The 16,412-nt window shown below is 34.3% G+C and carries 14 protein-coding genes and 2 pseudogenes; 5 read left to right on the forward strand and 11 right to left on the reverse strand.

Annotation, left to right across the window (positions count from 1 at the left end; translation table 11 throughout):
* Positions 1–158: 158 nt before the first annotated feature.
* Positions 159–659: an N-acetyltransferase family protein gene (locus ACQKKK_RS12670; protein WP_427616511.1), complete on the reverse strand. Its 501-nt coding sequence runs from the start codon at positions 657–659 to the stop codon at positions 159–161.
* A 289-nt stretch (positions 660–948) separates the two neighbouring features.
* Between ACQKKK_RS12670 and ACQKKK_RS12675 the strand changes: the two are divergent.
* A pseudogene (locus ACQKKK_RS12675) lies at positions 949–1,514 on the forward strand (transposase); the annotation flags it as partial.
* Between the two features lie 252 nt (positions 1,515–1,766).
* On the opposite strand, the gene ACQKKK_RS12680 reads toward ACQKKK_RS12675, so the two are convergent.
* The 4 genes from ACQKKK_RS12680 to ACQKKK_RS12695 form a co-directional block, all read right to left on the reverse strand.
* On the reverse strand, positions 1,767–2,993 hold the full coding sequence (locus ACQKKK_RS12680; protein ID WP_427616512.1) for an MFS transporter: 1,227 nt from the start codon (positions 2,991–2,993) through the stop codon (positions 1,767–1,769).
* A gap of 758 nt (positions 2,994–3,751) precedes the next feature.
* Positions 3,752–4,516, reverse strand: coding sequence for a class I SAM-dependent methyltransferase (locus ACQKKK_RS12685; RefSeq protein WP_427616513.1), 765 nt, complete (start codon positions 4,514–4,516; stop codon positions 3,752–3,754).
* 769 nt (positions 4,517–5,285) lie between these two features.
* Positions 5,286–6,335: a stage II sporulation protein D gene (spoIID, locus tag ACQKKK_RS12690; protein ID WP_427616514.1), complete on the reverse strand. Its 1,050-nt coding sequence runs from the start codon at positions 6,333–6,335 to the stop codon at positions 5,286–5,288.
* Between the two features lie 313 nt (positions 6,336–6,648).
* On the reverse strand, positions 6,649–7,023 hold the full coding sequence (locus ACQKKK_RS12695; protein ID WP_427616515.1) for an STAS/SEC14 domain-containing protein: 375 nt from the start codon (positions 7,021–7,023) through the stop codon (positions 6,649–6,651).
* A gap of 612 nt (positions 7,024–7,635) precedes the next feature.
* On the opposite strand from ACQKKK_RS12695, the gene ACQKKK_RS12700 reads away from it, so the two are divergent.
* Together ACQKKK_RS12700 and spoIIP are read left to right on the forward strand one after the other, a co-directional pair.
* Positions 7,636–8,175, forward strand: coding sequence for an RNA polymerase sigma factor (locus tag ACQKKK_RS12700; RefSeq protein WP_427616516.1), 540 nt, complete (start codon positions 7,636–7,638; stop codon positions 8,173–8,175).
* The gene (gene spoIIP, locus ACQKKK_RS12705; RefSeq protein WP_427616517.1) at positions 8,165–9,097 is read left to right on the forward strand and encodes a stage II sporulation protein P; all 933 of its coding nucleotides are present in this window, start codon (positions 8,165–8,167) and stop codon (positions 9,095–9,097) included. Before ACQKKK_RS12700 ends, spoIIP begins: the two co-directional genes overlap by 11 nt.
* 138 nt (positions 9,098–9,235) lie before the next feature.
* On the opposite strand, the gene ACQKKK_RS12710 is transcribed toward spoIIP, so the two are convergent.
* The 3 genes from ACQKKK_RS12710 to ACQKKK_RS12720 all read right to left on the reverse strand — a co-directional run bounded on the left by ACQKKK_RS12710 (position 9,236) and on the right by ACQKKK_RS12720 (position 10,596).
* The gene (locus ACQKKK_RS12710) at positions 9,236–9,343 is read right to left on the reverse strand and encodes an IS3 family transposase (protein ID WP_427616767.1); all 108 of its coding nucleotides are present in this window, start codon (positions 9,341–9,343) and stop codon (positions 9,236–9,238) included.
* 386 nt (positions 9,344–9,729) lie between these two features.
* On the reverse strand, positions 9,730–9,846 hold the full coding sequence (locus ACQKKK_RS12715; protein WP_427616518.1) for an IS3 family transposase: 117 nt from the start codon (positions 9,844–9,846) through the stop codon (positions 9,730–9,732).
* A gap of 267 nt (positions 9,847–10,113) precedes the next feature.
* Positions 10,114–10,596, reverse strand: a complete 483-nt coding sequence (locus ACQKKK_RS12720) for a DUF2690 domain-containing protein (protein ID WP_427616519.1) — start codon at positions 10,594–10,596, stop codon at positions 10,114–10,116.
* 293 nt (positions 10,597–10,889) lie between these two features.
* Between ACQKKK_RS12720 and ACQKKK_RS12725 the strand changes: the two genes are divergently transcribed.
* A protein-coding gene (locus ACQKKK_RS12725) for an IS3 family transposase (protein WP_427616520.1) occupies positions 10,890–12,040 on the forward strand; the annotation gives its coding sequence in 2 pieces (ribosomal slippage) (positions 10,890–11,139 and positions 11,139–12,040; 1,152 coding nt in all).
* Between the two features lie 93 nt (positions 12,041–12,133).
* Here the strand turns inward: ACQKKK_RS12725 and ACQKKK_RS12730 are convergent.
* A complete protein-coding gene (locus ACQKKK_RS12730) occupies positions 12,134–13,267 on the reverse strand; it encodes an aminotransferase class V-fold PLP-dependent enzyme (protein ID WP_427616521.1) in 1,134 nt (377 codons plus the stop codon).
* Positions 13,268–13,672: 405 nt separating this feature from the next.
* Here ACQKKK_RS12730 and ACQKKK_RS12735 point away from each other — a divergent pair.
* Positions 13,673–13,834, forward strand: a pseudogene (locus ACQKKK_RS12735) (IS110 family transposase); the annotation flags it as partial.
* Positions 13,835–14,234: 400 nt separating this feature from the next.
* Here the strand turns inward: ACQKKK_RS12735 and ACQKKK_RS12740 are convergent.
* Both ACQKKK_RS12740 and ACQKKK_RS12745 read right to left on the reverse strand, forming a co-directional pair.
* Positions 14,235–14,657 (reverse strand): hypothetical protein, encoded by a 423-nt coding sequence (locus tag ACQKKK_RS12740; protein ID WP_427616522.1) that lies wholly within the window; start codon positions 14,655–14,657, stop codon positions 14,235–14,237.
* On the reverse strand, positions 14,647–16,158 hold the full coding sequence (locus tag ACQKKK_RS12745) for an FTR1 family iron permease (RefSeq protein WP_427616523.1): 1,512 nt from the start codon (positions 16,156–16,158) through the stop codon (positions 14,647–14,649). The genes ACQKKK_RS12740 and ACQKKK_RS12745 overlap by 11 nt, the downstream gene beginning before the upstream one ends.
* Positions 16,159–16,412: the final 254 nt, after the last annotated feature.

Consider the following 16,412-nt stretch of genomic DNA (forward strand, 5'->3'; position numbering starts at 1 on the left):
ACGATAAGTACCTTGCGCTTCCTTAGTGGTTGGTCGATGTGTACCCCCACAGTGGACTTTCACCACCTAGATAGTTGCCATGCCTGGCACACTAAAAAAAAGCTGCCTTAAAGACAGCTCCGATTTTAAGCTAACGCACCAGTAGTTTTAACAGGACCTTATAATAACCTGGACATAAAATACTGGTCAAAAAGATTGTTATCTATCACTAGTGAGTTTCTTTTTATTCCTTCTATCTCAAATCCCATTTTCTTATATAGAGATACTCCTGCTTCATTTTGAATGACCACTGTAAGTTCTAACCGTAAGATATTATGAGTTATTGCCCATTCTTCTAACCTCTGAAATAGTTTTGTTCCTATACCACGCCCTGTGTATTCTTTCAAAATACCTATAACAAGGTAGGCTGAGTGTTTTGTTCTTTTTGTATCTCCTCCAATTACTGCTAAATAACCTACTAACTGTCCACCTTCTTGTTCTGCAACAAGTACCGTTGAATTACTCTCTTTACCCATTCGTTCCAACCATTTACGTTGTTGTTCAGGAGAACCTTTTCTTTCTCCTGGATCCATAAGCATAAAATCAGCCTCATTTTCAACTTGCTTCATTAGCCAATCGAACCTTTCAGCATCCTCAGATTTTACCTCTCTTATTAACATCAAATCACCCCTCAAGCATATCCAATATTATACATCTAAATAGACTATCCTGTCCCGATCGTATTATTATGTCAGCCAGATATTTCTGGTTAACCATTCTTTATATCGATTTATGATAACCGTAGCCGGGGTAGAACGTTCCTGCCCCTGAGGCTTGGACCCCGTCAACTAAACAGTTCGCCCCCCTACTTGCTTAAACATGATTTGGCTGGCTGGGACCAAGATCTCGTATAACAAGCGAAGCTATGATACTGCAAGTAGGATTAGGGGTTACCGGCAATATTATGTTCCTGAATATAGAGGGGTTTTTGGAGATTTGTATTCGGTTGTTTCTTGCTTACCCTATTAGAATTCACTACTTCTGAAGACATATTAGCAGTCGATGAAGAAACTGTAGCAAATAGGATTAACTTTGTCCAAGTCGTTCTAGAAAGTGGACGAATACACAGGCATCGAAACTTATGGCTGCTTCAGTCAGTGAAAAAATCGCTGCATCGGTTATTTCTGAAAATGGAGAGATTGATCGGTCTAATCACCCTAAAAAACTAGTGACATTTGCCGGAATTGAGCCAAGTATATTTGAATCAGGTAAATTTTAAGGCACAGTAAATCGGATTACCAAAAGAGGTTCTGGTAGACTACGACCTCCTTATACGTTGTGCCATTCGTGATTGTCGCAAGAAGAAAACGACAGATGATATCATCCCTCGGAACAAGAGATTACGAGAGTTCTATGATAAGAAACGTGAAGAAGGAAAGCCCTTTAAAGTAGCTGTGATAGCATGTGCCAATAAGCTTCTACAATGGATTTATGCACTATTACAAAACAACTTGACATTCCAAGTTCTAACCTAGTTTAAAAGTATAAAAACACAGCATAAAACTTTCCAAATACAGTTCATTGGAAGGTTATTTGGCAAACACAAATTTAGTATAGTATGAAATATTTTAAGTTTTCATTGATAAATGTTGACTAACTATTAGCTGGTTTAGTGCCATAAGAAAAGGACCTATTAATGCAAAAACACATTGTGTTAATCTTGAATCATTGCTTTGGACATTTCTTCAAAAAGTTCCATTGGCATTGTGCACCCGATCTTCATTTTATTATGATTTAAAATCAACAGTAGAAAATTTTTTCTTGTTTGCATTAACTAAAGTAAAAGATAATATAGCAGAAATAAAGATCAGGATTGAACCGAATATATATACAGCTCGTACTCCAACAAATTCAGCAATGAAACCCATTAGAAAAATGGATAAACCTGTAACAGTTGATAATAGGATACCTTGGGATGCATACACTTTAGGTAAATGTTCGGTTTGAATATTTATTTGAAATGCAGTTTGTTGAGCTACATCTCTTATTTGGTAGGCTGGGCCCATTGCAACACAAAGCAGAAGAGCCAATATAGGAATACTCGTCAGCCCATAAATTAACGTGAAAATACTAAATAATAACGAACCAATCGCCATACTAAATATCAAGTGCTTCTGAATTGTTTTAGCTATGAACAAGGTGATTATCCCCCCAAAAATAGCACCAATATAATAACTTGCATTAATAAAACCCCACCATTGCTCCCCTTGGTTTAAGGCTTCTTTTACATACACCAATGTTATTGCTCCAATCCAAACGGAACCTGCCATTCCCTCAATAACATCCATTAAAGTAACCATTCTAAGAGTTTGATTAGACCATAAGATACCCCAGCCTTCTTTCATTAGTGCCCATTTGGATTGCTTTTCCGTTTGAACTTCAACGATATCAATTAAATATTGTGAAGTAGTATATAAACATAATACGGAAACCCAAAGCAACACTGCATTAAAAGCCAAAGTTGGATTATGCCCCCAATTTATTACGGCAAAACCAGTAAAGCTATACCCAGCTATTTGAACAGATTGAGTTGTGATGGATATAGAACTGTTTGCTTTCACAAGATTTTCTTTCGGTACAATTTTAGGTGTTACAGAATTAAGTAACGGGTTTCCCCATCCTTCCATAAAAGATATTACTAAAATTATAAATAACAGAACATAAATATGAGTAGTAATAGGCAAGAAACCAAAGAGTAAGAGAGTAAGTATTATTGCCTTTAAACCCTGAAGGCTCACCATTAATTTAGAAAAAGTGAACTTTTTATATATTAATGGTGATGTTAGACCAGCGATTATATTAGCCAAGGCTTTGAATAAAGGAAATAATGAAGCAATTAATGCAGAATCAGTTTTTTGATATATAAATGTGGTAATAACCATAATGTAAATGACATCAGCTAAGGCTATGCTTGCCTTAGCAAACCAGAAACTATAAAACGGTATTCTTTTCATAATATCTCCCAATGATAAAAAGTTTTTATTAATTAATAATAATGTTCTTAATTATTAATAACTGAAAAACCACAACTGTCCCGATAGTATGTAATAAAGAAAATCTGCATTAAAGACTGCTCCGATCTTCATACAGATAGGTAAGGGTTTGACGTTATCGCTCCCTTTTCCCCCTGTTCACACCAGTACGTGCGGCTTTCACCGCATACGGCCAACTAATCCAATTCTATTTGACCATTAACACTTTTGAGCAGCAAATACTCACTGTGTCTCATTTCTTTCGTATTAATAAGTCGGTGACTCCCTTGGGAGTTGAACCTCTTTTAGTCATACGAGAACCTTATCAATCGATAAAGAATTGCCTTGCATGATTAAATGAATCTTCATTAGTCTAGTGGCTATCCCTCCATGCTAATTAGACACTTCAACGGTACTGTGCCACCACTTTCACTGATATAATGATAAGTTATACAGTAGCTTCGCTAGTGTTTTCCTTTTCAACGCTTCTAAGGAAGCAAGGCCTCCACGCTGCTTACAAAGAACTTAGGGGCTTTCCTCTAAGCCTGTTAGTCATCATACGCCTATAACATATCATGGATTTTCATATTAGCTATTCTTACTCATCCACCGCTGACCTCATATTTGGTGATATACACATTTCTATGTATCGTGCGTGTAGACCTGTACATTCGGAAGTTCGTCAGCTGCCACTTATCGGTAGTAACTAAATATAACTTAAGTAGCAATCTGTTTTTTCGTTATTTTACTTTTACTGCTTTTGTAGCAATACAACTAGCACTATATTTATCTAATAATCTTTCCCCACCAAATGTATCTTCATAAAATCCAGCAATCATAAATCCAGCCTTAATTTGACCTTGGATTTGTTGCTCTAATGTATGACCAAATTCAATTGCATGGTTGTTTTTCACTATTTCTTCTTCTGATGAATAATCTAACTCTGAATAAGGGAGTGAATGCTTTACTTGTAGTATCCCTTCCTCTTGCAATTCCCAATCAAATAAATAAAATATAGGGTTCATAAAACCACTAATCATTGTTCCACCAAATTTAAGTATGCGCCATGCCTCTTTCCATACAGGCTGAATATCTGGAATAAAAAGGTTTGATACAGGATGAACAATAACATCAAATATTTCTGTATCAAACATGCTTAAATCTGTCATGAAACCCATAATCGTATCAATCTTTAGATTATCTCGTTCTGCAACTAAGTGGTCTTGTTCCAATTGTTTTTTTGAAAAATCTAATACTGTCACTTTTGCACCAGCTGCAGCTAGTATGGGTCCTTGTTGCCCACCTCCAGAAGCTAGACACAGCACATGTTTCCCTTCAAGGTTAGGAAACCACTCTTTGGGAACTTTTTTTGTCGTGGTAACAATGATACTCCAGTTTCCCTCTTTCGCTTTACTTATTTCTTCACTACTAACAGGGATTGTCCATTGATTTTTCTGTTGTACTTTTTTATCCCAATTATCTTTGTTGTGTTCTATAATTTTCATTTCATTCCCTCCTCCTTTATTTTCAAAGATTTATCCTGAAAGATTGGTAACAAAGCTTATAATTTTGATCATGATATACTATTCATTTTTAGTTCACAAAATACCTCTTTAAGGAATCCATTAAAAATCAAACCTCTTTGCGTCCAAAGGGGTTTCTAATCTCGTTTATGCATCTTTTTAAACATCCTTAAATTTATCAGCGTTTAATCGCATCTAGACACTGCTTGAAATGCAATAAAAAAGGGCTATTTACTTTTGTCAATTAAGCAAATCTTCCTCAATGTAGCTTTGAAACAAAGTTTGCTCAAATAAATGCAAGAAAAAGTAGAAAAGACATATTTTGAAAAAAGATTAATCAAAACATGCCCTTATTGGATTATTCTGTTATAAAAAGGATTGATCATTTTTGTGTTCCTTAATCAACTAACGCTCCTGTTAGCATTCCTGTAGATCGTTAAATATCAGGTTTGAAAAAAATAGACCCCCCAATAAGATATGAGTATAGAGTCCAATCTAACTCAAAATCTTAAGGAGGAAGCCCTACTATGAATTTTAAAATGCAAAACAAACAAAATCAACTAATTGAAAGAATTTCGGATCAACATCTAGTTGTTGGTGTGGATATTGCCCAACACGTACACGTGGCCCGTGCTAAGAGCTAAACGTCACAGCTCCAAAAAAAACTATTGCACCTGTTAGTTGAAGAACAAACATTTCTCTAATCTATTTAGTTTTATAAGGAATTACAAACTGTTAGTAAGAGGTAATTTTATTTTTTTACATACATTTTGTTTATAAAGGGTTCAACTGAAGAAATGGTTACATTTTGATAATAATAATTTACAATATCCTTATAATTTTTACCCTCTTGTGCCAATCCGTTAGCACCATATTGACTCATACCTACTCCGTGACCATTTCCCTTAGTATTAATAATTACCTCATTACCTTCTCTTTTAAATGTGAAATCGGAAGAATTAAGTTTTAGCTTATCTCTAATCGTCTTTCCACTATATTTCTTACCGTTTATTTCAAAATATTTTATACGATTTCCTTTGGATTTTGAGATAACCTTGCCGATATTAACATCATTATTCAATTTAATTCCCAGCAACTCTTCAAATTTAGATACTTGAATTGTTGTTTGGTCTTGGAACTTAGGAGATTTTATGTCCCAATGACTTTCAACGCTTTTTAGATATGGCGTTTTATTACCCCAATAATCCTCAGAATTCTCCGTATATCCATTACTGGTCGAAAAGAAAGAAGCATCGATTGGTTTCTCATCATAGGTTAAAATCTGACCTTTTGTAGCGTCAACTGCTTTCTGAATTTTAGAGATATTTGATTTATAATTTTCTCCCCATTGATTAGCTAGTTCTTTTTTATTTTTATAGACTTGATGGTATTGAATATTATCAGTTATATCAGTACCGTCTGGTAAATTAATTTTAGAATTAGAAAGCATTTGTTTAACTAAAAATGTTCTAGCTGCTAAAGATTGAGCCTTTAATGCCTCTAATTCAAAAGTAACTGACATTTCTGAAGCAACAACACCTACTACATATTCTTCTAAAGGGATCTTTTCAATCTCTTTAGTGTTTGTCCTATAGACTGACACGTCGATGGATGGTTCAGTCGAATTTTTATCATTTTTGCTTTCTTTAATGTCAGTTGAAGCAACAATATTCTGTTTTGTAGATGCATGAATATTCTGTTTTGTATTGTTTGAAAATGAAGCTACTAAAATAGAAGGTACTACTAATACTACAATAAATATTGTTAGAACTACCCACATTAATGGTTGGAATTTATTCATTATTCCTCCTAAAAAAAATAAATCATTTTAAATAGGTTATGAATAAATCGCACCTTATATTACCAATTGTTAGTTTTAAAAACGATAAAGCATTCCCTTTTACTTATATAAGTCCCTATTGTTATAGATAGTTAAGGGTTTATAACAATTATTATGGAACCATCCTGCGCCGTTAGCGCCATAAGAAAAATGTTGCGCTAGCAGCCCTCCCTAATGAAGTGAAGCAACCCGTTTGTTCTATAAGGCTTGTAGAGTTGACAAAAACTGTTCATTAAAAAAAGTTACCTTTCAGCAACTTAGGAGTAGAAATCCGTTATTTATATTTAGTAAGCCAGTCAATTAATTGGTCATAATTACTTGAGAACATTGCATTGTCTTTGGTATTAGACTGTTCAAGGTGAATTAGAATATCCCCTTCTTCTAATAAAAAAGCGACTGCAATGGTGTTCTCTAATAAATTATTAGAGAACAATTTGTCTTTCCACATTTTTTGTACAGAAAAATGTTCTGGAGTATAACCTTTACGATTAACTAACAACTTATACTTTTTTCCTTGTCTAATAAATGAATAGCACGTTTTCTCAAATGAATTAAACCAGGTGTTTACATCAACAAGGGTTATGAAACCTGTCAAATTAGTAATAATAATATCTTCAGAAATGGATGTACTTATATTTTTAACATTCAATTAAACAACAACTCCTTACTATCCTTGCAATCAAATAATGGAAGGTAGTATGAATTTTAATGTTACATAGTTCTAATTAACTAGGAGGCAGTCACACTAACCTAACGGATAAATCTGGTACTCCGTGCATCTTTAAAAATCTTACGAATAAGAAAACACCCTTGGACAGGCATGACGAAGGAATGAAAGGACATATTTTTTTATGCCCCGTTGAGAAATTGGAGGGAAAAACCTCCAGGGGCGGCGTGGAGATTACGCGCAATAAATGGTAAAATACGGATTTATCTATTACTACTTTATTTAACTATGTCTCCACGAAGTCAAAATAATCTAAGCTCATTGCTTTTGATCGTTAATGTATTTTCAAGGGTTTTGAAATCCTGCGAATAAGTGGGCATTCGAGAGATATAGCTATCATACTGGGGGAGTTCATAAAAGTTATGGAATGGTTTGTTACTAGTAAATTTATTCCCCCGAAATAATTCAGCTCTATGCAATTATTTACGATTAATTCTAAATTATTTTAAATTAATATCTTTTTTATTTTTAAATATTGTAACTTTTTGGATTCTTATTCGATTAATAATTGAACACAAAAAAGGAGGGATATTTTTGCTTGATAAAGATAATTTAGATGAGAGTATCGAGATAATCTATAACAAGTATTATCGAGATGTTTATAAGTTCTTAATTTGTTTTACTGGGAACCAAAACGAAGCTGAAGATTTAACCCAAGATGTTTTTATACGGTTACTACAATCTCAATCTAAATTTAACAAGCAATGTACATTAAAAACGTGGATTCTTTCCATAGCCAAACACGCTGCAATTGACTACCACAGAAAAAAAAGATTTTACTCTGTATTTAAAGATAGCTTTTTTAAACAACTTGTTTCAAATAGGAAAATCCCTGATGAGATTCTACAAGATAATGAACGTACAAAAATATTGCAACAGGCTATACAGTCATTAAAACCTACTTATCGAAGTATTGTCATTCTAAGGGGAATAAATGAATTTTCGATTAAGGAAACCGCAACAATATTGCAATGTAACGAAGCAAAAGTCAAAGTCGATTACCATAGAGCCTTAAAAGTATTAAGAAAGAAACTTAATGTTTCAATAGAGGAGGTTTTCGAGAATGCAAAATGATAATGAAATTTTTGAAGAGATAAAACACTCTTTCGATTTAAATCCAAGAAGAGAATTTGTAAATGATACAAGACTCCTATTAATTAAAAAAGCTAACCGTATAAGCAAAGTAAGTAAAATAAAGAAACTTTCTTATTATTGGTCTGTAGTTATTGCTACAGTGGCAATAACTGCTTGGGCTTTCCTTTTAGGAGGAAATCAGCACATTGTAAAGTCTTATCATACTGTAATGTCTGCCATTCCTAAAAATAATGAGGAAAGCATGACTGCTTCAAATAAAAATCCTTCTGTATTTATTTACCACACCCATAACACGGAATCCTTTACGCCGTTACTTGAAAATAAAAACTTAGATGAAGCATATGATAAGAATAAAAATATTACGGTGGTAGGTGCAGAACTAACTAGTGCATTGAAGAAAAAAAATATTAATGTATTGCATAGCACCACGGATTTTGAACAAAAACTTCGAAATCGAAATTTGGATTACTCTAAAATATACGATATTTCAGGGAAAGAAGTGCAAACCGTTCTAGAAAAAAATAAGAATTTAAAATTAATTATAGATATTCACAGAGATACTCAACTAAAAGATGCTACAACCATTAGAATAGATGGAAAAGATGTAGCCAGTGTGTCATTTGTTGTCTCGGAAAACAGTCCTAATTTTAAAGAAAACCGAAAAATCGCAAATCTCTTTCATCAAAAATTAGAAAAGAAATATCCTGGACTTTCTAGAGGAGTCTTACTGAAAAAATCACAAACAAAAAATCCTTATAAACAAAACTTTTATAATCATGACTTATTTGCGAACTCACTCCTTCTTCAAATTGGAGGGGTAGAAAATACAATGAACGAAGAAAATAGGAGCGTTGAATTATTAGCAGAAATTATAGATGAAATACTAATTGAAATTGATTAATAAAAATAAGCATAGATAATATTCTACCTCATAAATCAATAATCATTATCATTTCAACTCGTGCTTTACTTCATTGGCTTTGTTAAAGATTATTGTTGACATGGACTTACCCCAGTCAAGTAGACAGCTAAAAAAAGACTAGGCAACCATCGAGGTTCGATATTCAATCGGAGCTTGATGGTTAAGTCGGTTTTGGAACCGTTTGTAATTATAACGATAGATATATGTTTCAATTGCTTGATTCAGTTCTCATCTGTTTGAAAATGATTGAGATAAAACATTTCATATTTAAAATGAGAGAAGATTGATTCGACACAAGCGTTTTCATGGCAGTTTCCTTTGCGAGAGTGGCTGCCGATGGCACCTATCTGTTGAAGCGTGCGATGATAAAACATGAGATGTGTATGGGAATCCTTGACCTGAGTGGATGATGGTTCCGTACACATCTCTTTTTTGTGTGGCTAAATCAAGTGTTTCTAGAACAAGTTGTAAATCATTGCTTTGTGAGAGTTTCCAAGCATTATTGTAAATGTCTTGGACCACCGATTAATAGAGAAAATTATCTTTGAATGGCAAGTAGGTGATGTCTGTAACAAGTACCTCATTTTATTTGCGGTTTTGGAATTGTCTTTCTAATATACATTTGGGAAAATCTTCGAGGGTTTTCCTTTGAAAAAGCGTCGCTTTTTACGAATGATCGAATAAATTTGAAGCTCTCGCATAAGTCTATATACTTTTTTGTGGTTCACTAAAAAGCCATTCTCTCATAAGGCAATTGTCATGCGAGGATAACCATATTCCTTGTGCTTTATGTTAATCTGTTTTATCCGTTCACGCAATTTATCGTCCTTTGAAAGACGGAGTTGTCTTTGAGTACTTGTTGAACGCCATTGTGATCAACAATAAGATAAGTTTTTTCAAACAAAGCCCTGAATCTTCTACTTAGTGTAGAAAATTCAGGGCTTTTTATTCCCAAATTGTCTTAGCGTATTCGTGTTTTGTCGGCAGGACCCCTATTAATAGTATCCAGTAATACCATAAGCTTCAAAAGGATTCGAGCTTGTTGATCGATATCCTTCTGCTTTCGCATAATTTCCCACTGGATCATCAACCATGGGGGTATAACATGATTTTTGTCCGGAAAGTACTTTTCCATTTCCTCCAGAACTATTACAATCATATGATCGGAGCTTTATCGAATGATCGGAATTAAACTGGTGAATAAAGGCATTCCCTGTATAACCGGATGGCAAGGCAGAATTAAATGTAGTTTTCGCCCAAGCAGACTTACAGGATGGACTATATTTTAACTGAATTGTTCCAACAATGGTTCCATTATCCTTCTTCACACTCGTAGAAACTGCCTTGTAGGCATCATTTTGACAACCAGTAGAAACTGGACTCTTCCCGTTATAACTTGCAGCCTCTACATTGGGAATAGAAAATGACATTGTGGTTAACGCCAAAAATGAAAGAAATACCAACAATTTTTGTTTCATTATAATCCTCTTCTTGATATTTTTTTAATACTCTGAAAATTATAGCGTTATGCGTATTTATAATCTATATAACTAAACTACTATCTTATTCAACATAAAAAGAATCCATTTTGAAAAAAGATTGATCAAAATGGATTCATATTCAGCAGATTTAAGTATCGGTTTTATAAAAAGGTTTGTTCATTTTCTACCCGTTTTTCTCAACAATCGCGCCTTTAAACTGGAGTTAGTATAGTTTCATGGACACATTTTAGTTAAGTCCTTACAATGATTTTTGAGAGGATGTGTCCGTCTTGGAACGTAAGAATACAGCTAAAAAATATAATAATGAATTCAAGAAGACTATTGTAGATCTTTATCACTCGGGTAATTCGGTCAAAGAATTAAGCAGCGAATATGGCGTATCAGACGTAACCATTTATAAATGGGTTAAAGAATTTACTCCAATCGGTTTAGGAGAAGAGTCCATGACTCCAAAGGAATTAGCCGCCATACAGAAGGAAAACCTTCGGTTAAAGCAAGAAGTTGAAATCTTAAAAAAGGCTATGGCCATATTCGCGAAAAAGTAACCGAGACAGATCTTACCGAATTTATTGAGGAACACAAGAAACAATATCCCATACAGAAGATGTGTGAAATACTAGAAATCCCAAGAAGCAGCCATTATCAGTCCCTTCAATTAGTCGTATCGAATCGTGAACAGGAAAACCAAGAACTCACGAAGGAAATTCATCTCATTTACCTGGAAAGCAAGGGAAGGTATGGGGCTCCAAAGATTCATGAAAGCTTATTAACCAAAGGGTTTTCCCTCAGTCTTAAGCGTGTTCAACGTTTAATGAGCAAGGCAAGAATTCGTTCTATTACTAAGAAAAAATACCGTCCTTATCCATCTAAAGAAAAGGTTATTCAGTTAGACAATTTGCTTAAACGAGACTTTACCACCCAGACCATTAATGAGAAATGGGTAGCTGACATTACGTATATCCACACGTTAAAAGACGGATGGTGTTATTTAGCTTCTGTATTGGATCTTCATTCTAAGAAAATAGTAGGGTATTCCTTTTCACGTTCAATGACGACAGAACTGGTCATAAAAGCTTTCAATAACGCACACTTATCACAAAAGCCCTCGGAGGGCTTAGTTCTTCATACGGATCTTGGCTCACAATATACAAGTAGTGAGTTTACTCAACATATCCAAAACCATCATATTAAGCAATCCTTTAGCCAGAAAGGTTGCCCGTACGATAATGCCTGTATTGAATCCTTTCATGCGATATTAAAGAAGGAAGAAGTCAACCACGTACAGTATCTAGACTACCAAACAGCAAAATTAGCAATGTTCCAATTTATTGAAGGTTGGTATAACAGAAAAAGAATTCACAGCAGCCTAGGATATAAAACCCCACAAGCCATTGAAGATCAAATTAGAAATACAGCTTAAGATTTAACTTTTTTGTGTCCAAAATATTGACTCAAATCCAAAACAGAATAACAAAACAATCCTCAATTTAGGTTTGTTTGAGTAAATATTTGCTTAATCCCTATTTGTTATGATTACAAGCTCATCTATTGCACATTTTATTTCATCCTTAATGTTATAGAAATGAGGGGCAATTCTTATTACATCTTTTCTTGCAGAAACAATAATTTTTTTGTCTCTTAACATCGCTTCCACTTTTGATGCATTTTCAACTTGGAAAGACATCAGACTCGTCCTATTATCAGTAGAAAATGGTCCAGTGAGATGTAATCCTTTTTCTTGTCCATAATATACGGTGAATTGGGTTAGTTCTTTTAAATGGGTTTCAATATTACTTATCCCAACCTCAAGGAGCAATTTTAGTGCCTCATAAGCCGCGTAAATACTTATAAAAGAAGGCGTACCTGTTTCAAATCGACGAGCCCCCATTGCAAAGACAGGATTATAAATGTCAAATGAAGATGCTTGTTCTTGTCCCAGCCACCCAGTAACTCTTGGTTTTAATTGCTCTGCTAGTTCTTTTTTTATATACAAAAACGCTACGCCGGGAATTCCTAACATGTATTTACGAGTTCCCGTTGCTAATATATCAATATCCATCTCTTTTACATCAATCGGAATATGTCCTGCTGATTGGTAAGCATCGACGAACAAAAGCGAGCCTTTTCTATGCACAATATCAGCGATCTCTCTAACGTTTTGCTTATATCCATTGTAATAATTCACATGGGGAATACATGTCATCAGCGTATCAGTTGTTATTTCTTTTTCATATTGTTCCAGAGGTATTTCCCCATTGGAAGAACAAATTATTGAAATATTATCCTTAAACGGTTCTTGCGCAAACCATATATGACCAACAGTTGGAAAATCTATTTCCGTAAACATGATTTTATTTTTCTTTTGCTGAATAGGAAGGGAAGTTGCAATAGCAGAAATAGCATTAGAAACAGAACATAATACAGCAACTTCATCTGTTTCGGCTCCAATAAGTTCAGCAAATTTCACCCTTGTCTCCTCCACTTTACTTATCGCTTCATTCCAATTACTTCCTGAGAGAAGTAGGCTATTTTGATAATCCTCAATAGCTTTTGAAACGGACTTTGCCAAGGCACCTTGGGAGCAACTAGCTAGATGTGTGTGCGTAGCTAATATAGGAAATAATGAGCGATAAAAATCATGGTTCAATTCCTCTCCCCCCTTTTCTTTACATCAAATAATTCTGTATGTGAATTTCAAATTCCTTCTTCCACAATATGGCCCGTTTGCTGAACAAGAAAAAATCAGTCTTTATTATAAATGATCAATCTTTTTTACAAAGCTACAATTTTAAAATATTTTTCAAATAAACTGGACTACATGTAAGATTAAAAAATTGTATAACTTTATACACACATTTTTTAAGAAGTTTTAGAAAGGCATGAAGGCATAAAACAGAAGGTACAGTATGCAACTTCTCAATGTGTTATTTAGAACTATCTTACAATGCCTGACACTTGCTTAAGGGAAAGTTCATATGCTGTATCATCTTCTAAATAGATAGTGAAATTAGATTGTTTTGGATTCCACATAAGAGTTGCATGGTCATGGATAACGGGGATCAAACCTCCGATTGTATTTGAATCTACGGGGCATTATTTCGCCCGTTGTACAGTATCTTGAGGAGAGAGGTTACTTATTAACCCACTCATTTCTTATCGTGCGAAGAGCTCTAGTTTACGCAAAGTAAAGACAAATATAATCATGGCTAAAAGGAGACTTAATAAAGAAAAAAATAGCCATACTCTTTCTTACCTTTTTCTTTTCGTCTAGAAAGTGATACTGAAGCAAAAACACAATAGAAACAATTCCTTCTTAAAACAAGCCATCCTCCATTATGTAATTAGCTTTTCTAAGATATCTTGATGGAACTATTCTTGAAGTTATGGAAATACACGGTGATCGTCAATTATTCACATTAATAGAATTGAAAAAATTTCAAGAGATATTCAAAATGATACGATGTGACATGTAATTGGATATGAGCGAACCATCAACCCACCAGTAAGGATAGTACATATTATAAATGGTTAAAGCTATATAGATTTTATAAAAAACAAAAAAGGAGCGCTCTAATCTATATTAATCATAGAAAAAGCACTCTTTGTCAATATTTTTATTTTAAATTTTGTACTTCTGTTAACATACCGTCTAACTCTGTTGCTGCTTTGTCTAGCGTTTTTGCATCAAGTGGTTCAACCTTAGCTCCTGCTTCAATTGTATGAAGTGGCGTTTCTACCTTTTCATATAAATCTGGACTTTTCTCTTTTACTAAGTCCTCAAATACTTGCCATTTCTCCTCTAACTTCTCTCCACTATCTTTTACTTTCGTAGCATCTTTTTCCGTAAGTTGCGTTTTCAAATCAGCCAGTACTTGTTTCATGTCTTGTGCACCGTCAGTTATTGAAACTGCTTTTGAATTCGATGATTCTTCTGTTGTTTTTGGAGCTTCTTTCTTTGTTTCTTCATTTGTTCCGCACGCTGCTAATGTTAAGGACATCGCTAAGATGATTGGTACTATAAGTTTTTTAGATCGCATGTTTTGATTCCTCCTGATTTGTCTGTTGTAATTTTGTTATTCTATCCTTTTTTTTATTCAATATCATTGCGACAATTGCCACTATAAGTAGAATGATTTGTGGAATTACACCTTCCCATGTTGAATAAATCGCAAAGAAATCTATAGTAGGGATTGGAGCTTGTGTAGCTGGTAATAATCCAGCAAGTTGAAGCCCGTGAATGCCCATACCTGCAAATTTGAAGCATAGGTAAAACATTAGAATACTGGATACTAGGAAAAATGGGCGCATTGGAATCTTCAATCCAACTTTTAATATTAAGTAAGAAAGCACAATCAATAGTACTAATCCGATAGCTATACCTGTTAAAAGTGTAGATATTTTAATGGATGCAGCCATCCCGATAAAGAATAACACGGTTTCTGTTCCTTCCCGGAAAACAGCAAGGAAAGAAAGAATAGCTAACGACCATAGACTCCCTTTATCAATGGCCTTTGTACTTTGAGTCTGAATATATCGTTGCCACGCCGCCGTACTTGATTTACTGTGAAGCCAATAACTCATGTACAGAAGCATCACTGAAGCAAAGACTCCGGTCCAGCCAGCAATTAAGAAGTTATTACTCCCAAATGCACCGGCAGAGAACAACATGTTTACGATTACGCCTAAGATAATGCTTACTCCTAAACCTGATCCAACGCCGATCCAAATCCATCTACTCTTATCTGCATGACCAGCCTTTTTCAAAAAACCTAAAAGTGCTACTACAACAAGTAACCCTTCTAAACCTTCACGCAAAAGGATAGTTGTAGCATCTAACATGTTGTAACTTGTTTTAGATGCAAGTGGAGAAAGATAATCACGCATTCCTTCAATTGTTTTTTTAGCTCCCTTTACGTCAGGGTTCTTTGAAGTAAGCATTGCATACGACGTTACCATGTCCCTCTCAGCGTTTGTATAGATTTTAGAAGACTGTGTTAATACTACGCTTTCTATATCCAGCCATGAGGTACGAAACTGCTCAATATCTGTTTTTGCACCATTCACATCGTTATGATCTAATTTAGAAAGTGAATGATTTAATAGCACAATCAAATCGGCTACATTCCCCTGATTTGTTTCTGTATCTTCAGCTTTTGCGACGGTATGAGGGAATTTTCCAGCAATGAACTTTTCATTGGTTTGCTTTAATTTGTTGAGGGAATTTTCCAGACTCCTTTTTTTCACAGGTTGTTGGGCTAAAGCAAACTGTACTTGCCCCATTCCGTCTTCTATTTCACGGTAGGCATCTTGAGACTCGTCTTTCACTCCACTTTCAATCGACATCCATGTAGATGAAAATGATTCGTATTGTTTTTTAGCCTCTTCCATTTCCCCATTTTGTACAGAATGCATTGCTTCAATAATGTTTTTGTTTGCACCTTGTAAGTCATTTTCTGCACTTGCTGCAAAACTACGAAACGGGAATGCTATCATTGCAACTACCAAAATAATTATGTATAGACTTGTTCTACCTTGCATTATTTTCCCTCTCCCCAAAAGAAATAAATTAACCATTAAATGTATAAAACGAAAATGAAAATCATTATCATTTATTATTTCTTTAAAATTATAAATTCTTTTTATCTGTTACGTCAATAACAAATTATTACATTAAATATAGCGATCCAAAAAAGGATATATATATGGATTCCAACACAGGATACATGAACGAAATAAAGACTTGTGATGGTCCTTAATTAAAGCTGTATTAGCGTCTTATGACATAAATCTAA

It is taken from the genome of Peribacillus sp. NPDC006672, from assembly GCF_050274955.1.
Taxonomy (GTDB): Bacteria; Bacillota; Bacilli; order Bacillales; family DSM-1321; genus Peribacillus.